We start from the raw sequence: 25,393 nt of genomic DNA, 5'->3' as shown, positions 1-25,393 counted from the left end.
GTCCGAGCAGGAGCGCGGATCGCTCGACACCGTAGAAACGGGTGAATCCGCGGACGGCCCCGGTCTGAGAAGGTCCGCCCATGACCGAGACGCCGGAGCCACCCGGACGGTGCTCCTTCGACGTCGAGAACGTCGGCGGCCGCATCGTCGTCCGGGTGACCGGGGAGGTCGAGCTCACGTCGGCGGCCGCCTTCCGCCTCACGCTCCGCGGGATCATGGGTGCCGAGCGCCCCGACGTCGTCATCGACCTGAGCGGCGTCGAGTTCATGGACTCCACCGGTCTCGGCGTCCTGGTGGGTGCGCAGCGCCAGGCACGCCTGTTCCGGGGAGGCCTGGCACTGCTCAGCCCCAGCCCCCCGGTCGCGCGACTCCTGCACCTGACGGCCCTCAACCGGGTCTTCACGATCGTGGATCGGCTCGACGACCTCGAGGGGAACCCGCCCGCGCCGGCCGGAACGGACCTGACGTGAGCGCTCCGAAGCGCGCGCACGGCGGCTCGATGCGCGAGTTCCTCGCCGGTGCCGGTCAGGAGGGACGCGACCTGCTCGCCGTCGACTGGGACGCGACGCCGGTCGGTCCTCCCGAGGAGTGGTCGCTCAGCCTCGGCAACGCCGTCCGCATCCTGCTCACGAGCAAGTTCTCGATGTGGATGGCGTGGGGTCCCGAGCTCACGTTCTTCTGCAACTCCGCCTACCGTCGCGACACCCTCGGCACCAAGTACCCCTGGGCCCTCGGCCGACCCGCGAGCGAGGTGTGGTCGGAGATCTGGGCCGACATCGAGCCCCGCATCGACCAGGTCATGCAGGCCGGCGAGGCGACCTGGGACGAGGCGCTCAAGCTCTTCCTGGAGCGGAGCGGCTACGCCGAGGAGACCTATCACACCTTCTCCTACAGCCCACTGCCCGACGACGACGGCACGATCGCGGGGATGCTCTGCGTCGTCGCGGAGGTCACCGACCAGGTGATCGCCGAGCGTCGGATGACGACCCTGCGAGACCTGGGAGTGCGCACCGGGGTGGCCGCGACGACCGCCGACGCCGTGCGCGCGGCGTGCGAACGGCTTGCGACCAACCCTGCGTCGCTGCCGTTCGTCGCGGTCTACCTCTACGACGCGGACGGGACGAGCGCGCACCTGACGGGCCACGCCGGCTTCGAGCTCCCTCATCCCCGGTTCCCCACGGTGCTCGACGTGGCCGAGGGTGGTCCATGGCCGCTCGCGGCCGGATGGCACCGCGAGTCCGTCACGGTCGAGATCGACGAGGCGACGGCGGCGACGCTGCCCACCGGCGCCTGGGAGCTTCCGCCTCGGCTCGTCTTCGTGACGCCGATCGCCCAGCCCACCGAGGACCACCCCTACGGCGTCCTCGTGATCGGGGCGAACCGGCACCGCCCCTTCGACGACTCCTACCGGGACTTCATCGACCTCATCGCGGGCCACCTGTCCACCGGCATCACCGACGCACGCGCCATCGAGGACCAACGCCGACGAGCGGACGCCCTGGCCGCACTCGACCAGGCCAAGACCGACTTCCTCGCGAACGTCAGTCATGAGCTCCGTACGCCCCTCACGTTGCTCCTCGGTCCGGCGGAGGACGCCCTCAGGGATACCCACGAACCGCTGACCCCCCGTCACCGGGAGCGATTGAGCGTGGTGACCCGCAACGGCCAGCGGATGCTGCAGCTGGTCAACACGCTGCTCGACTACTCCCGGCTCGAGGCGGGCGAGGACGACGCACGGTTCGTGCCGACCGACGTCGGGCGCTACACCGCCGAGCTGGTGAGCATGTTCGACTCCGTCGCGGAGCGGGTCGGCCTCGGACTGCAGATCGACTGCGCCTCGGCGGAGGCCTACCTCGACCATGACCACTGGTCGAAGGTCGTGCTCAACCTGGTGTCGAACGCGATGAAGTTCACCTTCGAGGGTCATGTCTCGGTGCAGGTCGCCGAGCGCGAGGACCACGTGGAGCTGCGCGTCTCCGACACCGGCACCGGCATCCCCGAGACGGAGCTTCCCCACCTCTTCGACCGGTTCCACCGGGTCACCGGTGCGCGCTCGCGTTCCCACGAAGGCTCGGGCATCGGCCTCGCGCTCGTGCACGAGCTCGTCACGGCCCACGGCGGCACGGTCGAGGTCTCCTCGACGTTGGACGTCGGCACGACCTTCACGGTGCGCGTCCCACGCGGCCGCGACCACCTGCCGCCCCAGCAGGTCAGCGAGACACGCCCCGACCATGACGCCGTCGCCCAGCGCCACGAGGCCCGGGTGACGACCCACGTCGCGTCGTGGAGCGAGACCCACGGCGCGACGCACGACGACGCGGCACCGTCGGAGGACGACGCTCTGGGGCGGATCCTGGTCGTCGACGACAACGACGACATGCGCGGCTACGTCGCTGGCCTGCTCCGCCAGGAGGGCTACCTGGTGCGGACCGCGGCTGACGGGATCGAGGCGCTCGAGCTGCTGCGCGAGGACGTCCCCGACCTGGTGATGACCGACGTGATGATGCCGCGGCTCGACGGCTTCGGCCTGGTGCGCGCGATGCAGGCCGATCCCGTGCTCACCGTCGTGCCCGTGGTGATGCTCTCGGCCCGTGCGGGCGAGGAAGGCACTCTCGAGGCGCTGGACGCCGGTGTCGACGACTACCTGGTCAAGCCGTTCTCGGCGCGCGAGCTGCTCGCCCGCGTGCGGGTCAACCTCGCGCTCGACCGTGCTGCCCGCGTGCGCGACGTGCTCGAGCGCAGCCGCGACCAGATGGACCAGGCCCAGCGGCTCGCGTCGATGGGCAGTTGGGAGATCGACCTCGACGACGACACGATCACCGCCTCCGACCAGTTCATGACGATGCTGGAGCTCACCGAGGCCGACCTGCGCGAACGCGGGACAACCCGCGTCATCACCGACGTCGTGCACCCCGACGACGTCGACCGGGTGCTGGCGATCCTCAGGGCAGCCCAGCCCGGGGACCGGATCGCCTACGAGACCCGGGCCGTGCTCCCCTCCGGCGCCGAGCGGCTCTTCTCCGTGCGGGGCGACCTCTCCGACGGCGGTCGCCGGGTCATCCGGGGCTCGTTTCAAGACATCACCGAGCAGCGCGCCACCCAGGAGCGATTGATCGCCGCCGAGGCCGAGCACACCGCCGCCCTTCGCGAGCGCGACATCGCCGATGCGCTCCAGCGGGCTCTGCTGCCCGACCACACCGTCGAGATCGACCGGCTCGAGATCGCCACCCACTACCGCGCGGGCACCGAGGGCACCCAGGTGGGTGGGGACTGGTACGACGTGATCGACCTCGGTGCGGGTCGGGCGATGCTGGTGATCGGCGACGTGATGGGCCGCGGCGTCCGGGCTGCCGCAGCGACCGGCCAGCTCCGCGCCGCCGTGCGGGCGTTCGCGAGCATCGACCTTCCGCCCACCGAACTGCTGGAACAGCTCGACATGCTCGTGCAGGAGCTCCGCGAGGAGCAGATCGTCACGTGCGTGGTCGCCGTCGTCGACACCGGCGAGCAGACGGTCAGCTACGCCAACGCCGGGCACCTCCCGGTGCTCGTGGTCGGCCCCGGCGGCGCCCGCCGCCTGACGGCGAGCGGGCCACCGCTGGGAGCCGGCTTCTTCGGCGTCGAACCGCGGACGCTCGCCATCGAGCCGGGCGACACACTCGCGCTCTACACCGACGGCCTCGTCGAGCGTCGAGCCCACGACCTCTTCGCCGACATCGACGGGCTGGAGACCCTCATCGTCGACCACCACCAGGCAGGGGTCGACGACCTGGCTCAGACCGTCGTCAGTCGGCTCGCGCGCGACACCGTGGACGACGACGTCGCCCTGCTACTGGTGCGGGTGAGCCCGGTCCCCACCGGCGCGACGTCCACCCTGCGCCTGGATCATGAGGACTCGGCGCCCGCCCGCGCACGCGACGCCGTCGCCGAGCACCTGCACGAGTGCGGCGCACCCGCCTCGGTGATCGGCGACGCCGTGCTCGCCGTCAGCGAGCTCGTCACCAACGCCGTGCTGCATGCGCGGCCACCGATCACGTTGCGCATCACCTGCACTCCCCCCACCGACGACGCCGCCGGCCAGGTCCTGCTCGAGGTACTCGACCGCACCCTGCTGCGCCCGCGTCGTCAGCGACCCGACGACGACGACGAGCACGGCCGCGGCATGAACATCGTCGAGGCGATCAGCAGCTCGTGGGGCATCCACCGGCTCGCGCAGGGCAAGTCGGTCTGGTGCACCTTCACCTGGGAGTGAGCGACTCCGCGAACAGCGCGGCGGCGTTGTGCCAGCAGACGTCGCGCAACCACGCGTCGTCCAGTCGGTCGTCGAGACTCCCCAGCGCGGCGAGGGCCTCGAGCTGCTCGACGTAGGCGAACGGCAGGGTCGGGAAGTCGGAGCCGAAGAGCACCCGGTGGCGCAGGCCGGCGAGGCGCTCGACGACGGCAGGGTCGAAGTGCTCGCCGAAGAACGGGCTCACGGCCATCGAGGTGTCGAGGTAGATCGACTCGAACCGAGCGGCGAGATCGGCGAACTCCAGGCACTCGGGCGCCCCGAGGTGCGCGACGATCACGACCAGTCCCGGGTGGCGTTCCAGGAGTCGGGCCATCGAGGCCGGCCCGGTGAACTCCGTGCCGACGGGGCCCGACCCGGCGTGGATCAGAACCGGGGTGCGCGAGCGTTCCAGCACCGGCCAGACGTCGTCCAGGTGCGCGTCGTCGAGGTGGAAACCGCCGACCTGCTGGTGCACCTTGAACAGGGCCACGCCGTCGGCGATCAGCGAGGAGACGTAGGCGGCGGCGTCCGGTTCGGGATAGAAGGTGCCGGTCCACAGGACGTCGTCGTGCTCGGCGGCGAAGTCGCGCGACCACGCGTTGAGGAAGCCCGCGACGCCCGGCTTGTGCGCGTACGGCAGGGTCGGGAAGCGCCGGACTCCGAAGGCGCGCAGCAACTCCAGCCGCTCCTCGACGGACTGGCGGTAGCGGATCGGCCAGTCGCGGCCGATCAGCGGTCCTGCTTCGTCGAAGACGCGCCATACGGCGCGCTCGATCGACGGCGGCAGGAAGTGCACGTGGACGTCGAACAGTCCGGGCAGCCCGAGTCGCTCCCAGAAGGCACGGGTCCGCTCGACCGGCTCGCGATCGTGAAGCCCCACCGGAGCCGGCGCGCGGTCAGTCACGCATGCCCTTCATCCGCCGGCCCACGGCCTGCTCCACCTCGCGCTGCGCCGTGCGCTCGGCGATCGTGTTGCGCTTGTCCCACGACTTCTTGCCCTTCGCCAGGCCGATCTCGACCTTGGCGCGGCCATCGAGGAAGTAGAGCGAGAGCGGGATGACGGTGAGGCCCTTGTCGGAGATGCGGCGCTCGATCTTGTCGATCTCGATCCGGTTGAGCAGCAGCTTGCGCTTGCGCCGAGCCGCGTGGTTGGTCCACGTGCCCTGGGAGTACTCGGGGATGTGCACGCCGTGCAGCCAGGCCTCGCCGCGGTCGATGTCGACGAAGCCGTCGACCAGCGACGCCCGGCCCATCCGCAGCGACTTCACCTCGGTGCCCTGGAGTACCAGGCCGGCCTCGAAGGTGTCCTCGATGGCGTAGTCGTGACGCGCCTTCTTGTTCTGCGCGATCAGCTTGCGCCCCTGCTCCCTGGCCATCCGACCATCATCCCAAAGCAGCGCAACCGGGTTGATCCCGGCCGATCAGAGGTAGTTCATCGGGTCGACGGGATTGCCGTTGGCGAGCACCGTGAAGTGCAGGTGGCAGCCGGTCGACCAGCCGGTCGAGCCGGCGTAGCCGATGACGTCGCCGCGGCCGACCCGCGCGCCCTCGCCGACGCGGTAGCTCGTGGCGTGGTTGTAGACCAGCACGAGGTTCTTGCCGTTGACGATGCCGACGTTGAGGTAGAGCCGGTTGCCGTAGACGCTGTCGTAGTAGACGTCGATGACGGTGCCCGCGGCGCCGGCGTACAGCGCTCCCCCGCACGGCACCCCGAAGTCGGTGCCGTTGTGCAGGCCGTAGTAGCCGTAGATCGGGTGGATCCGGTAGCCGTAGGGAGAGGTGACCGGGCCGTTGGCCGGGTAGCTGAGGAAGCCGTCGCTGTCGCCGGTGAAGCCGGTGCCGTTGCGCTGGGCACGCAGGGCGGCCTGGCGGGCCAGCTCGACCAGGCGCTGGCGGATCGAGGCTTCCCGCTGCTCGAGCTCGGCCAGCAGGCGGCGGTCGCGCGACTTGGCGCGGATCGCCTTGACCTGCGCGGCCTTGGACGACGTCACGAGATCGTCGACGCGCAGCTTCGCGCTACGCGACTGGTCGTAGAGCTTGCGCATCGCCGTCAGCTGCGCCGCGGCGTCCTCGCGCTTGGACTCGACGAGCTCGGTGGCGGTCTTGACCCGCTGCTTCTGCAGGGCCAGCTGCGTCTTGACGTCGGCCAGGTGCCGCCAGAGGTCGCCGTTGCGGTCGACGACGATCTGCTCGCCGAAGCGCTGCCGCATCAGGTCGCTGACGCTGTCGCTCTCGAACCAGCCGTTGATCGCCCGCAGCCGCGGGTCGCCCTGGGTGAAGACCGAGAGCACGTTCGCGCGCGCAGCGGCGCGCTGGGCGCGCATCGCCTTCTTGCCGTCGCTGAGGTCGGCGTTCGCGGCGGCCAGCTCGGCCTCGGCCTCCTCCAACTGCTGCTGGAGCTCGGCGTCGCGCTCCCGGGCCGCCACCAGCCGCTCGGTGACGGCGCTCAGGTTGCGCCGCGCCGCCCCGAGGCGCTGCTTGGCCGAGACGAAGGCACGTTGCGCCTTCGCGGCGTCCCGGCTGGCCTCGGCGAGGCTGTCCTGGGCACGATCGATCTGGCTCTGCACCTCGCGCTGCTTGCTCTTGAGCCGGTCGTCCTCGTCGGCATGGGCGAGCGGGTTGGCGAGTGCTGCCAGCGACACCACGGCGACCACACTGGCCACCAGGTGCTGGCGCTTCGCGCTGGGGAAGTAGCGCACAGGTCAGCCTTCGGCGTTCGGGGAAGTTGTCCGGGGAAGTGGACGCCTCGACGGTACGGCAGCGCGGTCAGAGTCTGAGGTATTTGCGCGTCAGCAGGAGTGTCGGAACCAACGTGAGCACCGGCCCGGCGACGGCCACGAGCAGCAGCGTCTCCCAGTACTCGGGCCAGCCGATGAACGGCAGCGCGTCGAACTGGGCGTCGAGGCCGTCGATGATGCCGAACTTGGTGAACGCGGCGAGCACCCCGCCGGTCAGCGCCACGCCGATCGCGGCGTTGACCAGCGCCTCGAGCAGGAAGGGCAGGGCGATGAAGATCCGCGAGGCGCCCACCAGACGCATGATCTCGATCTCCTTGCGGCGTGCGAGCGCTGCGAGGCGGATCGTGTTGGCGACCAGCAGGATCGCCGCGGCCAGCAGCACGGCGGCGAGTGCCCAGGTCGCGTAGGTCAGACCGTCGATCATGCTCGAGATCGGCCCGATCAGCTCACGGGCGTTCTGGATGTTGCCGACGCCGTCGAGGTACTGCAGGGCCTCGACGATGCCGGAGGACTCGTCGGGATCCTTCAGCGTGATCCAGATGGCCTCGGGGATGTCCTTGACCGTCACCAACGGCGTCGTGCCCTCGAACTGCTCCGAGCCCAGCAGGACCTTGAGCCGCTCGAAGCCCTCCTCCTTGGACTCGAAGTAGAAGCTGTCGACCTCCGGGCTCGCCTCGATCTGGCGCACGATCTCGCGCTTCTGCTCGTCGGTGACCTCACCGACGCACGAGGGGTTGCCGGGGTAGTCGCGCACGCAGAGGTTGACCTGCACCTGCAGCTCGTTGCCGAGCGCGCGGGTGATCAGGTTGGCCTCCTTGCTGAGCAGCACCCCCATGCCGGCCAGGCTGAGGGAGACGAACAGGGTGAGCACCACCGCGACGTGCATCGACAGGTTGCGGCGAAGCCCCTGGCGCAGGTTGGTGGAGACATGGCGCATCTGCATGGTTGTCGAGATCCTCGTCAGTGCTGGAAGCCGTAGACGCCGGTCGCCTCGTCGCGGACGACGCGCCCCTCGGCGAGCTCGACGACGCGCTTGCGCATCTGGTCGACCACGCCGTAGTCGTGGGTGGCCATCAGCACCGTGGTGCCGGCCGTGTTGATCTGGTCGAGCAGCCCCATGATCCCCGCGGACGTCGCGGGGTCGAGGTTGCCGGTGGGCTCGTCGGCGATCAGGATCATCGGCTTGTTCACCATCGCGCGAGCGATCGCGACCCGCTGCTGCTCGCCACCGGAGAGCTCCTCGGGCATCCGCGCGCTCTTGTCGGCCAGACCGACGAGCTCCAGCGTCTCGGGCACCGCGGTGCGGATCTCCTTCGACGACGCCCCGATCACCTGGAGCGCGAACGCGACGTTCTCGGACACCGTCTTGGTGGGCAGCAGCCGGTAGTCCTGGAAGACCGTGCCGATCTGGCGGCGCAGCCGCGGCACCTTCCACGTGGCGAGCCGATTGATCTCCTTGCCCGCGACGAAGACCTTGCCGCCGGTGGGCCGCATCTCGCGCAGCACGAGCCGCAACGCCGTCGACTTGCCCGAGCCCGACGGACCCACCAGGAAGACGAACTCGCCCTTGTCGACGTTGATCGACACCGACTCCAGGGCCGCGCGGCCCGGACCGGGGTAGGACTTGGTCACCTTCTCGAAGCGGATCACCTCGGGGACGTTACGGCACGACGCACACCCGACCTCCGTATCGTGTCGGCGTGCCCCGTGTTGCGACGTCGATCACGCTCGGCGTCGTCGCGGTGCTCCTCACCGCGCTCGCCGTCGTCGCGGGGACGGCGCTGCGATCCGCGGACGACGTCGACGAGCCGAGCGCGCCGGTGACCGCTCCCCCGCTGCCCGACCTGGACACCGCGACGATGCCCGTCGCCCGGGCCGGGTTCTGTGCCGAGGTCGCCGAGACGGCGGTGGTCGAGGCGCTGGGCGGCGACGCCACCGACGCCGTCGCCTACGACGACGGGGAGCTGGCCCGCATCACGCCGAAGGTCACCGACATCGCCCACGAGTTCGGGTGCCGCTGGGACCGCAAGGGCGCCACGGCCCGTGCGTGGGTGTTCGCACCGCCGGTGACGCCGGCGCGGGCCGAGCAGTTGATCGAGACCGCACGCGCGGGCGCCACGTGCCGGCCCATCGACGGCGCTCCGGCGTTCGGCTCCCCCAGCCTCGCCCTGACCTGTCGCACCGGCAAGGGACCTCAGGTCACCTTCCGCGGCCTGTTCGGCGACGCCTGGCTGGTGTGCTCGCTCAACCGCCGTGGCGACGTCGCTCCGGTGATCACCGCCGCCGAGCGGTGGTGCGGGGCCGTGCTCGTCGCGGCGACCCCACCCTCGCGTTGACCCGTCTCTACGTGAAGACGGGTCAACCTCGTTCCGGGCGTTGACCCGTCTCTATCTCAAGACGGGTCAACCTCGTTCCGGGCGTTGACCCGTCTCTATCTCAAGACGGGTCAACCTCAGTTCGCGTCGGCCTTCTCGCTGCCGCGGCGCCAGCGGATGCCGGCCTCGAGGAAGTCGTCGATCTCGCCGTCGAACACGGGCTGCGGGTTGCCGGTCTCGTAGCCGGTGCGCAGGTCCTTGACGATCTGGTACGGGTTGAGCACGTAGTTGCGCATCTGGTCGCCCCAGCTGGCGGCGACGTCGCCCTTGAGGTCCTTCTTGAGCGCGGCCTCCTCGGCCTTCTTCTTCGCCAGCAGCTTGGCCTTGAGCACGATCATCGCCGCCGCCTTGTTCTGCAGCTGGCTCTTCTCGTTCTGGCAGCTGACGACGATGCCGGTGGGGAGGTGGGTCAGGCGCACCGCGGAGTCGGTGGTGTTGACCGACTGCCCGCCCGGGCCGCCGGAGCGGAAGACGTCGGTGCGGATCTCGTTCTCGTCGATCTCGATCTCGTCGGTCTGCTCCAGCTGCGGCACCACCTCGACGGCGGCGAAGGAGGTCTGGCGACGGCCTTGGTTGTCGAACGGGCTGATCCGCACCAGACGGTGGGTGCCGACCTCGACCGAGAGCGTGCCGTAGGCGTAGGGCGCGTGGATGGCGAACTCGGCCGACTTGATGCCCGCCTCCTCGGCGTAGGAGACGTCGAAGACCTCGACGGGGAACTTGTTGCGCTCGGCCCACCGCGTGTACATCCGCATCAGCATCTCGGCGAAGTCGGCGGCGTCGACGCCACCGGCGCCGGAGCGGATCGTCACGATCGCCTCGCGGGCGTCGTACTCGCCGTTGAGCAGCGTGCGCACCTCGAGCGCCTCGACGGACTTCTTGAGCGCGCCGAGCTCGCGGTCGGCCTCGGCGAGGGTGTCGGCGTCGCCCTCCTCCTGCGCGAGCTCGACGAGGACGCCGAGGTCGTCGATGCGGCTGAGTAGCTCCTCGAACCGCTCGACCTGGCCCTGCAGCAGCGAGAGCCGGCCGGTGACGCGGGTGGCGTTGTCCTGGTCGTCCCAGAGGTCGGGTGCGGCGACCTGGACACCGAGGTCGTCGATCTCGGCGCGCATCGCGTCCAGGTCGAGCACCTGGCCGATGGTCTTCATCGTCGACTGAAGCTGCTTGATCTCGGTGTCGTACTCGGGGCCTGCCACACAGCGCAGGCTACTGCGCGGGCCGCACTCGGCCGAAGTCGCGGCGCGATGGGCTCCGCGGCATCCTCACGCGCGGGTGCCGAAGACCTGGGCCACCCACCACGTGCCGCGCGAACGCACCGCTCCGACGCCGAGCAGCCGGAAGCCGCCCCGCATGATGTTCGCGCGGTGGTCCGGCGAGCGCATCCAGGCATCGACGACGGCCTTGCCGCTGCCGTATCCGTAGGCGACGTTCTCCCCGACCATCCGCATGCCGCACCGGCTGAGCACCGGGCCCAGGTCCTGGTGGTACATCCGCCGCTGGTCGGCCATGGCCTGCGCCTGCCGTTGCGCCGCCTTCGCCAGGCACTGGTTCGCACGCAGCGCGCGGAGATCGCCCGCGCCCCGCTTGCGGTTCGTCACCTTCAGGACGTCGGTCTTGTAGCGCGCGGGCGCCGACGGGGCGGCGCTGAGCGTCGCCGCCGAATCCCTCTCCTCCTGCTGAGGCTCGCCGACGTGCAGCATCAGGCTCGTCGCCAAGCCTGCGACCAGGACCAATCCGAAGACACGGTGCACGCCTCGAGGCTAGGTCGGCGGCGGTGACCGCGCATGGGCCGATCGGTCATTTCTGCCCTCTCCGCGTGATGTCTCACTCGGGGTCGACGAGGGCCGAGCTCGTGGCGCTCACCCGCGGCGCGGACGGCGCACCCGGCACGGGGATCGGCAGGTCGAGCGGCGCGGTCAGCTCGACCACCACCTCGTCGTCGATGACGCGCACCGCGACCCTCAGCCCGGGGTACTCCCGCGACGCACCCGACCGGGCCAGGTAGTCGCGGACGCCGGTGCGCGCGACGTCGGCGCTCAGCGCGAGCGGGCGCCGTCCGAGCCGGGTGGTGTAGAGCTCGCGGCCCTGCGCGCCCGCATCGGCACCGTGCAGCGCGGCGGCGTCGGCGAGGCTCGCCAGGCCCTGGCGTTGGAGGAAGGCCGCGCTCGCGTCCACGGCGACGCCCACGGTCATCGCGAGGAGGAGCACGAAGCCGAGGATCAGCGGGATCGCGCTGCCGCGCTCGCGTCGCCGCCTGCGCACGCGCGGCGTCACGGCCCCTCCACGTACTGCCCGATCGGCACCGTGTGGGTGGCGTCGAGGGCGAAGCTCGGGCGACTCGAGCCGAGCACGTCGGGCATCAGGGGCAGCACCACGCGTGTCTCCACGCGCACGGTGACGACCGACGTCCCGCGGTGGCAGTCGCCCGGGAAGGGCCGGCACGTCACCCGTACCCGCACCGCCTCGTCGCGGCCCTGGTCGCGCAGCGCCTGCCGGGCGGCGGCGAGCGCTGCGCGTCGTCCGGACGGATCGTCGGGGGCGAGCGCATAGGCACGGGCAGCCGACCGTGCCGCCGTGGTCGTGCCGAACGAACCACCCTGCACCTCGAAGATCGCCACCACGAGCCACAGCAGCGGCAGGATCAGCACGAAGCCCACCGCCACCAGCTCGAGGAGGGCGCTGCCCCGCTCGTCACGGAAGCGCCGGCTCGCTCGTGACATGGCCGTCACGGCCTCTCCAGCAAGGCGTGCCCGACGGCCTCGACGTCGACGGCAGGTCCACCGAGGCCGAGCGCCGGCACCTGCGCCCGGACGACGACCCGCACGGTGGGCACGCCGCCCAGGCTGACGACGCGGACGTCGATGTCGTCGGCGTAGCGCGCGCTGACCGCCTGGTCGATCTCGACGCGGGTGCGGGCGACGCCGTCGGCGGGGGTGCGGCCCAGAGCTGCGGCGTAGCGCGCCCCCTCGGCGCCCGCCGAGGCCATGGTGTTGCGCACGTGCATCACCAGCGCCACCTGGAGGACGCCGAGCACCAGCGGTACGAGCACGACCAGCACCAGGACGACGTCGACGACCGCGGCACCGCGGTCACCGCGGTGTCGGGCTCGACGCCCGACTCTCGTCATCGCACCGAGTTGAGGGCGTTGCGCACCATGCTCTTCAACTGCGGCTCCGCGACGGCGGTGATCGCGCCGATCAGGACGACGCTCATCAACGTGACGAGCACCCACCCCGGGACGTCGCCACGTTCGTCGCGACGACGGGGTGGCGCGACGAGCACCGTCAGCGCCGTGGCGTAGAGGCGAGTCAGATTCATCGGTGTTCCTTTCGTCGACCACAGGGGTCATCAGGGAGCGGTGAGGGAGAGCCCGACAGCACCGGGGAAGAACGCGAATACCTTCTGTCTATTACCGGCAGCGCACCGTGCGTGTCGGTCCGAACGACTACCGTCTATGAGCGTGGCCTGGGACCCCGATGACTTTGAGCAGCAAGTCGAGCTTGAGATGCACTACGACGACGTGCCGACGCATCTCCTCGGCGAACTAGAGGATTGGCTGACAACCGTTCTCCTGATGCCGGGGAGTGGCACGAAGGGATACCGGGTGCGGGCCATCCTGAACCTTCTGAGAATCACGGCCCGCGAACCCTCGATCGACTGGCGGAGCATGGCCCTTTCGAAGTTGATCCACCAATGTCGGGCTGACTCAAACCTAATGCTGGAAACGATTTCGCTGACGCTGCGCGAGTTCGACCCGAATGGCCGGACATCACTTGAGACAATTCTTCGTCGGGGTCGGTCGGCGTATCGGGTACGCGCCGATGGACGCTGGCTGGAACACCGGGTCGACCCTGCGTCACGCGAAAGCATTGAAAGAGCAGTCTCGGAGGTCTCCCCCACCGTTAGCACCTGTCTCACGCGCGCGTGGAATGCCGCCTACGGCATTACGCCCGAGCCCGATGTTGCGGCGCACGCGGCCTTCCAGGCGGCTGAGGCGGCCTTGCGTCCGGTGATCTGTCCTCAGGACTCAGCGGCGGGCCTACACAAGATCATCCGGACCTACGAGGACAACCCCACCAAGTGGGAGATGGCGGTGACCGAGGCGCGACCATCGCAGTTCCGAAGTGGACCGCGATTCGCGGAACTCGATGGCAGCGAAACTGTCATGCAATTGGCCCGGACCATCGCCCACGGCCAGCGCGGTCGGCATGCGGATGGCGAGGGCGACAACCACGGGGTCCCCGACGCGCGGGCGATCGTCCAATGCGCCATCGCGATTGTGATGATGGTCAACGACGGGGCCTTCCGCCTCGCTACCCCTTAGACGCCGAGAGGCCCCCGCACCACCCACTACAGGCAAGGGGGGCTCTCCTGCTTCTTAATTGCCTACCTAGACGGGCTCGACACACCGAGCTACCCGCCAGTTGCCCGCCCTTCACGCGCTACAGTCGTTGGCGTTACGGCTCCTCCGAATTGCTGGTCTGACGCCCGGTCGGGAGATGCCGAACCCAGAGGCGACGCCGGACTTCCAACCCGACGTTTGCGGCCTCCGGTTCCGCATTGCAGTCAGCGTCAGGAAGTTCGAGATGTCCGAGTTCATCGCGATCAGCGCGGCCTCCACGATCGTCGCGCTCGCCCTGTTCAAGTTCGCCCTCGCCACCATCGCACTACGAGGCGTTGAGCCCGCTAGGCGGGCGGAGGTGATCCGCGCGCTCGCGCAACTGCTTCGCGCCTGGCGCTAGGGGTGAGGCCCCCGCCCCATCCACCACAGGTGAGACGGGGGCAACCCTCGGCCTATGCGGTCAGCAACAGACGTCCACGATCGGCAGCCGTGAACAGTTGCTCCTCGGCGGTGAGGCTCGCGCCACCCGACGCGTTGTAGATCAGCGTCGGGCCAGCGATCACTTGACCACCACCGGCAGATGCGACGCGGGCCGCTGCGGTCTTCGTGGTCGAAGCCGACGAGACCGAGCCCGACTTGCTGTTAGCAGTCGCCTCAGCCTTGGCGAGCTCTGCCTTGAGCTCCTTGTTCTTCGCCTTGATGACAGCGATGAGGCCGTTCATCAGCTTGGTGAGCGACTTCTCCAGCTTCGGCTTGAGCTTGTTGAACTGGGTCTCAAGCGAGGAGAGCTGCCTGCCGGTCTCGATGATCGAGGCACCGAAGACGGAGATGGCAGCCGTCTTGCCGAGATCCTTGCCCGCGATCTCCAAGTCCTTCTGGATAGCGTTGAGGGACTTGATGCCCTCCTTGCCCGCCAGGAAGATTTGCCGAGCGGTCTCAAGGCCAGCGGTCGGACCTGCATCGACGATCTGCTGGAGCAAGTCCTTGTTCAGACCTGCCGCCGCGAGGCTCTTGACCACTGCGGCGAACTCCAGCGCCTCGTCGCGCGCCTTGCTCATGTTGGACTCGATGACCGAGAAGTCGAGCTTCTGGCCCTCTTCCAACTGGATCTGCGTCGGGTTGGCCGACGCGATCACTGCATCGCGCACCTGATTGGCGTAGTCGCGCGCCTCCTGCTGGAGCTGCTTGTACTTGTTGCGTACCCGCTCCAGCTCGGAGACCAACTTGGTGTAGCGATTGGAGAGCTCGGTGATGCCCTTGCGCTGCTTGACGAGCGCGGCGTCGGCTGCGTCGCCGACCTGCTTCATCCGCTCCTTGACGAGATCGCGGTAGCGGTTGAGCCGGTCCTCGAAGTTGCGGATCAGCTTGACGCCCTCGACGCCCACCTTGTCGGTGATCGCCTTGAGGTACTGCTGGAGCCCGCCAACGAAGAGGACGCCGGCCTTGATCGGGTTACCGAAGTTGACCTGGACGTCGGTCTTGATGGGCTTCTTGCGGACCTTGCCGCGAGCCTCGTCGATCGCCTTGCCGATGGCGCGGGCGATGCCGTCTGAGACGCCGTAGATCTTGGTGATGCCCTCGTTGACAGCACCCTTGACCACTCCGCCTGCGGCCTTCTTGACGTCACCCGCCTTGCGGCGCATGCCGACCACGAGACCGTCAGCGAGGTAGCCACCGACCTCCATCATCTTGCGAGACGGAGAACGGATGGCGCCCGCCGCCTTGGCGGCAGCGATGGCAGCACGGACGGCGCCAGCGGCCTGGGTAGCCAGTGCGGCAGCGGTGCCAGCGAAGCCAGCGATAATCCCGGCCTTGAGGTTCGCGCCGACCTGGCGACCGCCAGAGGTGGCGATGCTCTTGGCCTGGTTGATCGCGTTGCGGATCGACGCCTGCAACTGAGAGAGATCAGCACGAGCACGTTTGATCTCGCGCTCGATGTTCTCCTTGATCGCCTTGGAACCTTGGAACGCTTTGTTCTCGGCAACGCGGATCGAGGTGGTGACTCCTCGCTCGACGTTGGGCATTTCGACCTTCGTTCGGTCGAGATCCTCAAGGTTCTTCCGTAGACGACGAGCACCTTCACCAGCGGAGGCCATCCGATCGGGCACGACCAAGAGGTCGTCGGCCAATGCTCGGGCTTCGCGCTTGCTGCCCGTCAGGGCAGCGGTGACGCGGATGAACTCCTCGCGGGCCGACTTGTATCGACCCTGGGTGTTGCGCACCTGCTCGCCGCCTGCGTTCCACGCCTGGGCAAGCGCGTCGATCACCTGGCGGTTGGCGCGACCGGACGCGGTGTTCTCGCTGATGCCCTTGCGGGTGTCCTTGAGGTGACGGTTCGCATCCGCGACGGCCTGACCCCATCGGGTCGTAGCCGAGAACGCGCTCAGCGCGGCGTTGGTGTACTCCTGCCGTGCTGCGATGGCATCACGGACGGCAGCCGCCTCGTCACGCTGGACACCCGCGGCCTTCTGGATCGAGCCGATGAGGGAATCGAGCGGCGGCTTCTGAGAGGCGAACGCACCAGAGAGCAGGCCAGCGTCGCCGTTGGCGATGCGCTGGGCCATCGCGAGCTGAGTGACCGATACGCCCGCCAGATCGAGCGCGGGGAGCATCTGAGCCACTGCCGCATCGAGAGCGCGGATGCTCGCGGCGGAGCCGTCGAACTCGGGCACTGCGACGCCGAGCGCGTTGCCCAGGGAGGTGAAGGCCTGGGCGTAGACCGTCAGGCTCGCGTTCGCTCCGGTGATCGCGTCGCGCTGCTGATCGAAGTACGGCGCCGCGAGCTGAGCACGAGACAGGGTGCCCTCAAGGTTCAGGAGGGACTGCTCCATGCCCTTGATGCCCGCGGTGTACTCGGCGAACGAGAACGCGGCGACGCCGTTGCGAAGCGCGCGTGTGTACTCCTCCAGCGACCTGCCGCCCGCGTTGGTGGCGACCGTCAGGTCGGCTACGTAGCCGGCTGCTGCGCCGATCGCGACACCCCAGGGGCCACCGAGCAGGCCGATCGACGCACCGATGGCGGTGTTCGACAGACCAACCTTGTCGGCCATGGTTGCCGAAGCCAGTCCGATGCCGGCGAGGCCGGCTCGAAGCGGGGTGATCCGAAGGGCAGCCCGCTCGGTAGCCAGAGCCGTGCGGAACATCGCCTGCTCGGCGATACGACTGGAGGCTGCGAGCGAGGCCATGCCCGACGAGGCGGCGAGGATCTTCCCTCGCAAAGCGGTGCCTAGGAAGGCCGCTCCGCCCGCCACAACTGCGATGCCGCCCAATGCGGCGGCTGCGCCCTGTGCGGGGCCTAGGACGGCTCCTAGGGCCTCTGCGGTGGCATTGAGGCCATCCACCACGGGCGTGATCGACCCAGCGATGTTGCCCAGCAGGCCAGCCGTGGAGACCAGCACCGGGCCAGCCCCAGAGACCAGCGTCGAGACCAGATCGGTAAGCGACCCGATCAGCGGACGGAGATCCGCCGACAGGTCGACCAAAGCCTCAGACACGAAGTCGAGCGCCGGCCCAAGAGCCGACGAGACACCTGCACCGAGATCGGCCACAGTGACCGCGATCGCGGCCAGGGCCTTGCCCATCGACGGCAACGCCGGGGTGATGTTGCCGATCGCGACGTCGAGCTGATCGAAGGCGTACACCAGAGCGCTGGTGACCGCCGGCTGATCGATCGCCGAGAACAGATCGCGAAGCGCCGCACCTGTGGTGGCGCCCGCCTGGGGCAGCACCGTGGTCAGCAGATCGGCGAGCGATCTGATCAGCGAGCGGAAGGCCGGCCCAGAGGTTGAGGTGATGGCCTGCATCGCCTCGTGGGCCGAGCGGAACACGCCCGTCAGGTCGCGCTGGAACGCCGGAGAGTTGATCTCGTCCGAGACGGATTTGAGCGAGTTCGCGAGGGTCTTGAGAGACCCGCCGCCTGCGGCCTCGGCAGCACGAGCGAGGCCAGCCAGGGAACTGCCGGTGTAGCGGAGGACGTTGCCGAGATCCTGTAGAGCGGCAACGCCATCGGTTACGTAGGCCCGAAGGCCAGCAGTTCCCTTCCTGCCCAGCCATTCGCTGAACCCCTCGGCAACCTCGGCCACCCAAGTAGCGAGATCGGGGAGCATGGAAGCGCCGACCGTGCCGAGCCTCTTAATGATGTCGACATAGGCATCAGTGCTCTGCGCTGCGATGCGGATGCTCTTGATGAGATCCGCGAACATCGCATCGAACTGGCCCGCGAGTTGCCGAACAGCAGACCCAGCCAGATTGCCGAAGAAGTCGCCGAGCGCGTCAGACGTCGAGAGCAGGTTGCGACGGATCTCAGGGAAGAGAACAGAGAGCCCGCGAATCGGTGCCTCAGCCTGCGCCCAGAAGCGCGCAGACATCTGATCCTGTAGACGAGAGAGCGCCTTGCTGGCCTCGGGGATGACCTCGTTGAAGTCCTTGAGGACTGCGACAGTCGATCCGATGCCGATGGCGACGCCGCCCAAGATCCCGGGGAGCGCCAGAGCTGTTCCGCCGATCTGAGCAAGCGATGCCGAGTAGGCCAGCGCGTTGCTCGTGCCGGCCAGAAGGCCGGTCGTCAGGTCAGCGATGCCAAGCGACAGGCCGGCGATCTTCGGCAGCGACTTGTCGAGGTTGCCGATCAGGTCGGCGAAGTCGCCGAACGCCGTCGACAGGGCGCGAGTGCCCGAGAGCGCCGCGAGGGTCGCGGCTGCCTTCGCGGCTGCGACCTCGTTGACGCGGGGAAGGATCTCGACCACGCGAGTGCGGGTGAGCCTCGTGAGGTTGGCCTGCGAAGCCGCACGCGACGCCGCGTTGACGTCGGTGTGGATCTCGGCGCGTACGTCGTCCAACGTGCGCTCCATCGAGCGCTTCGAGTCACGGGCCGAATCTCGCGCCTGCCGCTCGAAGGCGGAAGCGTCGAGCTGAGCCTTGATGTCGAGGCGAGCCGACTTCTCGATCTTCGACAGATCAGCCTTGAGCTGACGGCGGAAGTCAGATGTATCGGGCATCACTTTGATAGCGATGCGACCAACCACCTGTGCATTAGGAGAATCACTCATATGAGTTGCCTCCTTTCAGTGTGAGTAGTTGAAATGACAGAAGGCCCTCAGAGCGGATCTGAGAGCCTTAGAGAACGCGCCGGATAGATGGCGCGTCGAGTGTGCGATAGGCCGCGAGAAGGGCACCGGAGAAGCGCAGACAGCGCCCTCCGAAGGTGCGGCGCTAGGCGTAGAGACCCCTGGGGGTATGACCCCTTTAGAAAGTCGAGGGACACCGCTACGTCTAAGCAGGCGAGAAGTTGCCACAGTTACAGGGTCGAAATTCGCCCACTGGATCGAGAGACAGGCCGTTCTCCTGGTTTCAGATTACTAGAGCGAGGGAATCCGGAGGTGCTCCCGTGATTGCGCCTAGTATTGTGTCTAGTAATATGTCGAAAATTAGTTCAGCCGAGTTTCCCGATTCGCTTGCGCGGGTCCATTTCCAGCCAGTAGAAATCGGTCTCGAATCGCTGGCACGGTGCCGCGACAGACGACCGGGGGAAGACATGCAGTACGTGCTCGACAACAAGGGTTGCGGCGGAGCCGATGAGGGCTGCGCTCGTGGTGGTTGCGATGCCGATGGGGCCGTGTGGGTGTCCGCGAACGACTGGCAGCGAAGCGCTGTTGACTTCGAGGCCGTTGCGGCGTTCCTTGCCCTGCATGACGTCGAGCTCGACGACGAGATCAACACCGCGATCTACCGAGCCGATCAGGTCGGCTGGCACGTGTTCGCGATGGCCCCAGGGGCTCAGCGAGCCGCCTGAAACGCCAGAGGGCGCCCCGATGAAGTCTGCGGACTCCGGGGCGCCCTTCTCGCGTCTACGGGGCTGTCAGGCGGCTCGCGTCTCGATAGCGGCCTGCACCGCGGTCGACGGTGCGAATCGGGTCGACTTGAGAACCGCGCGCCAGATGTAGCCGGTCGCGCCGGGGTGCTTCTCTGGCGGGACGAAGTTCGGGTCACGCTCGACGGTCACCGACTCCACGACGCCCAGGCCCGCGACGAGCGTGCCGACCTCGGGGGCACAAGCCGCCTGTAGGCCGGCCAGCCTCTCCGGTCCCTTGAGCGCCTGCCCGCGCACCTCCATGCTGCCGGACACCGACACGATCGTTTCGGTGCCGACGTGCTCCACGGTGTGCGAGAGCGAGTCGAACGGGACCGACTGCCACGAGCGCCGGCTAGAGAACACTCCCCCGCGCTGGCTGGGCGAGTTCGAGACGTTGTCGTTCAACCAAGCCCAGTCTGAGCCCTCCTCGGGCACGAGGGTGGTCGACGCGAGAGCAGTCGCCAGGCGACATCCGATCGCCGAGAGCGTGTGCACGTCGTCTTGGACGGTCGCGATGAAGGGCAGCGTGTCGACGGGCAACGTGCTCACCTTGACGCGAAGTCGATACTGGCCGACCCCGCCAGGTACGGGGCGCGAATGCTTGTCGCTTGTCGTGTGGATCACAGTCGTCCGCGAGGTTGAGATGGCGTCGAGGAGTTCGATGTTGAGCACCGGAGCATCGGCGTAGATGGTCGGCACGAACTGCTCCAGGTGAACCTCTGCGATCAGCTCGCCCGTGGTCGCGTCCGTCTTGGACTCCTTCACCTGGCGCACGATCACCACGGGCCGCTCGTTCGCCGCTGGGGCCTCTTCGATGTCGGCGAAGGTGGCGAGCACCGTGACGCCAGGGAGCAGGGGCTTGATCGTCTCGGCGACAGCCTCGGCTACCCGCTTGTCGACGTTGCGTGTCTGCTCGACGGCAGCCTTGAAGGCGGCTCGGGCGGCGTCGCGGATCGCGGAGGCCTGAGCGTGGGCGGAGACCGCTTCCGCGTGTACAGCGGGCTCGACGTCGGCGCCCCGCTTCCATCCGGCCTCGATGTCGGCGACAGCCTTCTCGGCTGCCGCCTTGGCCTCGGCGGCTGCGGCGTTGCGATCCCAGCACTCGGCTACGAGGTGGTGGTTCTCAATCGCTGCCACAAGGCGCTTCGCTTCGGCGGCGTGAAGCTTGGTTTGGTACTTCGTCAAGGTGGGTTGATCCTTCATTCGGGGTTGGTCGGGGTCCGGGCTGGTGGAGGTCAGGCAGCGTTGGGGTTGGACTCGGCGATCGCTGCGACTACCAAGTCCTTGGTGCGCAGCTCGAACACTTCTGACGCACAGTTGATCCCATTGCGAAGTGCGTCGAGCACGAGTTGTTGAACGGCGAGCGTCTGGGTGTCGTTGAGGTCAATCAGAACCGCGACGCCCGCGGCCTGCGCGAACGTCAGCCGCATGGCGGCGTCGAAGATTTCCGACTCGGCGTCACCCAGCTCGGTGGTGGTGTCGTCCGTGATTACGAGCTTGCCTGCGCCCGCCTTGCCGGCCTTGGGCTTCTTTGTGTTGGACATTGATCTCCTTGGTGGTGGTTGGTTGTCGTCGGGTACGTCGCACGGGTGCCGTCTCGGTGATGAACGTGTGATGAGTGCCGACTGCGATGTCGCTGGCGTCGCGGCGTCGTCGGCGTGGCTCGCCGGGTGCGAGTGGCAGCAGATGCCGCCACATCGCCTCGGGCTCCGCCAGGGGCGGCGGGTACTGGTAGGGCAAGCGAGTCTCCGTTCTCGTAACTGGCGAGCGGGTGTGTCGGGCCTCCGGCCCGACCGTGAACTGACGTCGATGGCGAGAAAGGGCAAGCCGGTAGAGGGCGTGCCAGATCAGCCGGGGCCGGAGGCCCCCGGCGAGCGAGGTCGCAACGTCGTTAGCGGTGTACTAGTGAGCGATCTTCCGAGCCGTCAGGCTCGGGTATTTCTCGCCACCTAGAAGCACCGCGGGGGGTGCGGGGGGTGCGTAACGCCCCCGCGTATTTGAGGTGTTGTCAGTAGTAATTACTAAGGGCGCCGCGTGACATGACACCCATCAGGCGACTGCTCGGAGGGTCTCCGTCACCCGGCGCCACGTGCCGCCCTCGTACCTCACCAGGGCCGACAGGCCCCTCCTGATTGTCCCCTCCTGCTTGCCGACCTCCGCCGCGTAGAGGGCGCCGAGTTGGGCGAACGTCGTCGCCGTGGGCTGCTCGTTTACGACGCGCTCGGCGAGGTCTGCCTTCCAGTCGACGCGCACCCTGGGCGACGTCTCGGCCACCTCACTCCGACGCCACCGAGGCACCGCCGATCCTGGCTCTGACGACACCTCGACCTTGAACCTGAGGTTTCGGCGAGCGCGATTGATGGCCGTTTCTACGGTGATGCCGTCTCGAATGCTCCGACGTAGTGCGATCACTCCACGAGCACCAGCCGCGAGAGCACGCCCTCCGATCACCGAGGAGGCCACAGAGAGGCCCTCTCCCGGCCCCTTGGGAGTGTGGGTGACCACAAGGACCGGGACACCCGCCTGCGTCAGCTGACGGACGTCTGAGACGAACTGAGACGCAGCCGACGAGGAGGCGATGTCGCTCGACGGCGCCAACGTCCCAAGCATGGTGTCCACCACGACCAGACCCACGGGGTTCTCGGCCAAGTAGGCCCGCACGTCGCTCCAGTCGCCTTCCGAGGCGTTGTGGAACTCGCGCACCGTGACCGCCTCCAATGCCTCCGTGCCGGCCAGTCGATCCTTCAACTCGGAGTCGGCGCCGTCGTCGGTGAACAGGTAGAGCACCGAGTCCACTCGCCGATGGATGCGCTGCCCGAGGAAGTCGGCATGGCCTTCCACCAGGGCGCGGATGATCCCGGCGGTCAGGAGTGACTTGCCCGCCTTGGGTTCCCCTGTGAGGTACGTCGCCCGAGAGGTGACGAGATCCTCGATCAGGAAGGCGTCCTCGTAGGACTCGGTGAGTACGGAGGCGAGCGGGGTGAAGGAACTCACTGGATGTTTCCGCGGAGGAGGTGGCTCATTCGATCGAGAATGTCGATCTCGTGGCGGTCGATCATGTAGTGCTTCAATTGGCGCAGTTGCGCAACGCATTCGCGGAGTTGAATGACAGTTGGACGATCGTCGTCCAACCACTTCGGTCGGTGGGTGATCGCGTCGGCGGGATGGGGCTCTTGCAATGGGCTTCCAATCGGTTGGGAAATTCGAGGGAGAAATCTACGTCAGCGCACCGGGTAACTCCGCCGGCTCAGGCCGCTCGACGGCGCCCGTGCTTCGGTCGGTAGGCGGCAGCGTCGGCGGGATGGCGTAGTGAGAATTATGCGGGAGTCGCCCGACAAAGCCGCCTGGTCGGACTAGACCGAGCCAGCGCGTCGACCGTCCTGCCAGGTGTCGACCCAGGCGAGAACCTCGGCGATGGACGGGTACACGACGACTCCGCCCAACTTGATCGTTCTGGGGTGTACGTGGTCGCGGAGCCGGCGTGAGCGGAGGGCCGCTGGCGAAATGCCAGCGATCTCGGCGACCTGCGCGCTATCCAGATATGTGGACATGCGATTCACCCCCTCTCGGGATCTTGATCGCTTGGGTTGCAATACGAGCTAAAGGCAAGTGCCCCGCCTCTGGAGCGCCACCACAGAAAGGGCGCATCGAACAGAGACGGAGCACCTGCCACCCGACGGGATCAACCTCGACCCCTGAGAGACGCCAACGAGCTTGGAGTATCGTCCGCGTCTACTTCTATAGTCCGAGCGACCGGCCAGAAATATTCCATGACCGGCGTGACGATTTGGTCACACTGCTACGACTACCTCTACTAGGTATAGTCCGAGCGAGACGCCTGTTTTATAGGATCAGATCAGGCAACGATCTCGTCACAGTTGCCCGTACCTCTACTAGGTATAGTCCGAGCGAGAGGCATGTTCTACAACATCGAAGTCGGTAAAGATTCGATTACTTCGTAATCTGCGATCTAACGGCCTCTGAGTCCCGATTGGATCAATCCCCCGGCGAACGCCTGCGAGGCGCGGAGAAGGGCTCCCTGGGCCTCCTACGAGGCGCACCGTCAGACAGGCAGGGCGCCGTGGAGGGTCACAAGTAGGTCGAACGAGTCGGCGGGCTCGTCAGTCATAGCGGCGATGACGTCGGCGGCCATAACTGGAATCTCGTCCCAGGTTTCTGCCTGAGTGGCTCCGATGCCCTCGACCTCGATCAGCCATAAGGCGCCGTCGCGGGTAACTGTTGCGTTGTACTGCTCCACGGGATTGAGGTTAGTCCGAGTTGAGCGACCTGAGGTGACGGAATCGGTAGGGCTCGTTTTCGGCCTGCTCGGCGTTCCAAGCCGTGCGCAACTCGATCTCCCTCTGGCGGGCGTCGGGATGCTCGCCGTAGAGCCGGACCGGCTTGCCGTCAGCCTGGGTGGCGAAGATCGAGATGACCTGATCGAGCGGGGCACTGCGCACTGACTTGTCCCGCACGTGGGCAGTGATGTCGAGGATCGACTCCAACACGGTCCGCTGCCCGTCGAGGTCGAGAGAGTCGAAGTGTGCGCGTGATAGCTCGCGGATGCGCTCAGCACCGCGCCGACTGCCTTCTGTCTCCGCGAGGCGCGCCCGTAGATCCTCCAGTTCAACATTCAAGGCATCGTTCGCGGCGTCGAAGGCCGGGTCTGGAATCGCGCCAGAGGCCCAGCGCTCGGCGATCTTCACTTGCCGTTGCTCCGCGGCGCTGATCTGTGTCATGAGCGCATCGGCGCCCTCGCTCTCCATCTCCCCCACCTGGGGGAGCACTGCGTGGAGCATCACCAGATCAGTGAATGCAAGGACGGCGCGGACCTGGGCATCAGCATCCTCGCGACCGACCGAGACGTGATAGTCGGGGCAGGAGTAGGAGGGCTTGCCGCTGGTCACGCGGCCTTGCATGGGCTTCGCACACTTCGAGCACTTGATGATGTTCGTTAGTAGGTGGTGGGGCCGGCGACCACGCCGACTTGGGACGCCGTGACGACTCCTCTCAGGACTGGTCAGCAGAGCCGTTAGCTGATGGTGTTCCCCCTCAGTGATGATCGGCTCCCATAGGCCCTTGCCTTCGATCTCGCCCTTGTAGGTCACGAAGCCCGCATGCACCGGGTTGGTCAGCACCGACCGAACAGCGTTGTGCGTCCAGCCTCCCGTCGCATTGCGGGGCGTCGAGACGCCCGATGCTGCCCAATCGCGAGCGACTGCCCGCAGAGCCTTGCCGTCGAGTACGTCGCTCGCTGCCTGGCGCACCAGTTCCGCGGCCTCGGGAACGATGACGAATAGGCCCGTCTCTCTGTCGAGTTCGTAGCCGAACGGCGCCCAGCCGGACGACCAATTTCGGCCCTCCGCTCGACGTTGCTGGTTCGCGCGCTTCTGGCGCGCGGCCTTCCGCTCCACCTCGGCGCGAGCAACGGCGGCGAGGATGCGAGCGACCATCCGCCCCACGTCGGTGGTGAGGTCGATGTCGCCCGAGACGGTCGCGACTCCGACACCCTTGCTCTCAGCGAGCAGGCACAGTTCTTCGAGGTCGAGCATGTTGCGGGTCATGCGGTCGAGGTGCCAGGCGATCACCACGTCCACCTCGCCGCGCTCGATCGCTTCGAGGACAGCCGACCAGCCTGGCCGCGCGACCTTGCCGTAGGCGGAGATCGCGTTGTCCGTCTCGACTCGCACAACGTTCCAGCCGCGCAGTTCTGCCAACTTTCGGCAGTCTTCCTCTTGGCGCTGGACGCTCTTGCCCTCGCCGGTGTCGTCCTTCGAGACTCGGACGTAGATGAGTGCTCGCGCGCCTTGCTGGTTCACC

The 25,393-nt window shown here is 67.7% G+C and carries 23 protein-coding genes; 5 read left to right on the top strand and 18 right to left on the bottom strand.

What is annotated here, in order from left to right; genetic code table 11:
• Window positions 1–80: 80 nt before the first annotated feature.
• Together KSO97_RS07720 and KSO97_RS07715 are read left to right on the top strand one after the other, a co-directional pair.
• The gene (locus KSO97_RS07720) at window positions 81–470 is read left to right on the top strand and encodes an STAS domain-containing protein (protein ID WP_232677571.1); all 390 of its coding nucleotides are present in this window, start codon (window positions 81–83) and stop codon (window positions 468–470) included.
• A complete protein-coding gene (locus KSO97_RS07715; protein ID WP_232677569.1) occupies window positions 467–4,249 on the top strand; it encodes a SpoIIE family protein phosphatase in 3,783 nt (1,260 codons plus the stop codon). The genes KSO97_RS07720 and KSO97_RS07715 overlap by 4 nt, the downstream gene beginning before the upstream one ends.
• On the opposite strand, the gene KSO97_RS07710 is transcribed toward KSO97_RS07715, so the two are convergent.
• The 5 genes from KSO97_RS07710 to ftsE all read right to left on the bottom strand — a co-directional run bounded on the left by KSO97_RS07710 (window position 4,236) and on the right by ftsE (window position 8,655).
• Window positions 4,236–5,171: an amidohydrolase family protein gene (locus KSO97_RS07710; RefSeq protein ID WP_232677567.1), complete on the bottom strand. Its 936-nt coding sequence runs from the start codon at window positions 5,169–5,171 to the stop codon at window positions 4,236–4,238. The genes KSO97_RS07715 and KSO97_RS07710 overlap by 14 nt on opposite strands.
• Window positions 5,164–5,643: an SsrA-binding protein SmpB gene (gene smpB / locus KSO97_RS07705; protein WP_232677565.1), complete on the bottom strand. Its 480-nt coding sequence runs from the start codon at window positions 5,641–5,643 to the stop codon at window positions 5,164–5,166. Before smpB ends, KSO97_RS07710 begins: the two co-directional genes overlap by 8 nt.
• A 45-nt stretch (window positions 5,644–5,688) precedes the next feature.
• A complete protein-coding gene (locus KSO97_RS18260; protein ID WP_232677562.1) occupies window positions 5,689–6,966 on the bottom strand; it encodes a peptidoglycan DD-metalloendopeptidase family protein in 1,278 nt (425 codons plus the stop codon).
• Between the two features lie 67 nt (window positions 6,967–7,033).
• On the bottom strand, window positions 7,034–7,948 hold the full coding sequence (ftsX, locus tag KSO97_RS07695; RefSeq protein WP_232677561.1) for a permease-like cell division protein FtsX: 915 nt from the start codon (window positions 7,946–7,948) through the stop codon (window positions 7,034–7,036).
• A gap of 17 nt (window positions 7,949–7,965) precedes the next feature.
• Entirely contained in the window at window positions 7,966–8,655 is a 690-nt protein-coding gene (gene ftsE, locus KSO97_RS07690; protein WP_232677557.1) for a cell division ATP-binding protein FtsE, read from the bottom strand.
• A gap of 50 nt (window positions 8,656–8,705) precedes the next feature.
• Between ftsE and KSO97_RS07685 the strand changes: the two genes are divergently transcribed.
• Complete coding sequence (locus tag KSO97_RS07685) at window positions 8,706–9,341, top strand: hypothetical protein (RefSeq protein WP_232677556.1); 636 nt, start codon at window positions 8,706–8,708, stop codon at window positions 9,339–9,341.
• Window positions 9,342–9,457: 116 nt separating this feature from the next.
• On the opposite strand, the gene prfB is transcribed toward KSO97_RS07685, so the two are convergent.
• The 6 genes from prfB to KSO97_RS07655 all read right to left on the bottom strand — a co-directional run bounded on the left by prfB (window position 9,458) and on the right by KSO97_RS07655 (window position 12,698).
• Entirely contained in the window at window positions 9,458–10,576 is a 1,119-nt protein-coding gene (gene prfB, locus KSO97_RS07680; protein WP_232677555.1) for a peptide chain release factor 2, read from the bottom strand.
• 66 nt (window positions 10,577–10,642) lie between these two features.
• Window positions 10,643–11,131: a CAP domain-containing protein gene (locus KSO97_RS07675; RefSeq protein ID WP_232677554.1), complete on the bottom strand. Its 489-nt coding sequence runs from the start codon at window positions 11,129–11,131 to the stop codon at window positions 10,643–10,645.
• 73 nt (window positions 11,132–11,204) lie between these two features.
• Window positions 11,205–11,642 (bottom strand): pilus assembly protein TadG-related protein, encoded by a 438-nt coding sequence (locus KSO97_RS07670; protein ID WP_232677552.1) that lies wholly within the window; start codon window positions 11,640–11,642, stop codon window positions 11,205–11,207.
• Window positions 11,643–11,650: 8 nt separating this feature from the next.
• Window positions 11,651–12,100: a TadE/TadG family type IV pilus assembly protein gene (locus tag KSO97_RS07665; RefSeq protein WP_232677550.1), complete on the bottom strand. Its 450-nt coding sequence runs from the start codon at window positions 12,098–12,100 to the stop codon at window positions 11,651–11,653.
• A 5-nt stretch (window positions 12,101–12,105) separates the two neighbouring features.
• On the bottom strand, window positions 12,106–12,507 hold the full coding sequence (locus KSO97_RS07660) for a TadE/TadG family type IV pilus assembly protein (RefSeq protein WP_232677548.1): 402 nt from the start codon (window positions 12,505–12,507) through the stop codon (window positions 12,106–12,108).
• Entirely contained in the window at window positions 12,504–12,698 is a 195-nt protein-coding gene (locus KSO97_RS07655) for a hypothetical protein (RefSeq protein ID WP_232677546.1), read from the bottom strand. Before KSO97_RS07655 ends, KSO97_RS07660 begins: the two co-directional genes overlap by 4 nt.
• A gap of 142 nt (window positions 12,699–12,840) precedes the next feature.
• Between KSO97_RS07655 and KSO97_RS07650 the strand changes: the two genes are divergently transcribed.
• The gene (locus tag KSO97_RS07650; protein WP_232677544.1) at window positions 12,841–13,704 is read left to right on the top strand and encodes a hypothetical protein; all 864 of its coding nucleotides are present in this window, start codon (window positions 12,841–12,843) and stop codon (window positions 13,702–13,704) included.
• 262 nt (window positions 13,705–13,966) lie between these two features.
• Complete coding sequence (locus tag KSO97_RS07645) at window positions 13,967–14,122, top strand: hypothetical protein (protein ID WP_232677542.1); 156 nt, start codon at window positions 13,967–13,969, stop codon at window positions 14,120–14,122.
• Between the two features lie 52 nt (window positions 14,123–14,174).
• On the opposite strand, the gene KSO97_RS07640 is transcribed toward KSO97_RS07645, so the two are convergent.
• The 7 genes from KSO97_RS07640 to KSO97_RS07610 form a co-directional block, all read right to left on the bottom strand.
• On the bottom strand, window positions 14,175–18,770 hold the full coding sequence (locus KSO97_RS07640; RefSeq protein WP_232677541.1) for a hypothetical protein: 4,596 nt from the start codon (window positions 18,768–18,770) through the stop codon (window positions 14,175–14,177).
• A 383-nt stretch (window positions 18,771–19,153) separates the two neighbouring features.
• Window positions 19,154–19,474: a hypothetical protein gene (locus tag KSO97_RS07635; protein ID WP_232677539.1), complete on the bottom strand. Its 321-nt coding sequence runs from the start codon at window positions 19,472–19,474 to the stop codon at window positions 19,154–19,156.
• Window positions 19,475–19,579: 105 nt separating this feature from the next.
• Entirely contained in the window at window positions 19,580–20,710 is a 1,131-nt protein-coding gene (locus tag KSO97_RS07630) for a hypothetical protein (protein WP_232677538.1), read from the bottom strand.
• Window positions 20,711–20,808: 98 nt separating this feature from the next.
• A complete protein-coding gene (locus KSO97_RS07625) occupies window positions 20,809–21,117 on the bottom strand; it encodes a hypothetical protein (protein ID WP_232677537.1) in 309 nt (102 codons plus the stop codon).
• Window positions 21,118–21,622: 505 nt separating this feature from the next.
• Window positions 21,623–22,666 carry an AAA family ATPase gene (locus KSO97_RS07620; RefSeq protein WP_232677536.1) on the bottom strand — a complete coding sequence of 348 codons (1,044 nt, stop codon included), beginning with the start codon at window positions 22,664–22,666 and terminating at the stop codon, window positions 21,623–21,625.
• Between the two features lie 970 nt (window positions 22,667–23,636).
• A complete protein-coding gene (locus KSO97_RS07615) occupies window positions 23,637–23,831 on the bottom strand; it encodes a hypothetical protein (protein WP_232677535.1) in 195 nt (64 codons plus the stop codon).
• A gap of 10 nt (window positions 23,832–23,841) precedes the next feature.
• Window positions 23,842–25,392 (bottom strand): recombinase family protein, encoded by a 1,551-nt coding sequence (locus KSO97_RS07610; protein WP_232677534.1) that lies wholly within the window; start codon window positions 25,390–25,392, stop codon window positions 23,842–23,844.
• Window position 25,393: the final 1 nt, after the last annotated feature.

The organism is Nocardioides sp. R-C-SC26 (assembly GCF_021246465.1).
In the GTDB taxonomy this organism is placed as follows: Bacteria; Actinomycetota; Actinomycetes; order Propionibacteriales; family Nocardioidaceae; genus Nocardioides.
Note: the sequence above shows the minus strand (reverse complement) of the source record. Positions and strands in the feature narration are given on the sequence as shown.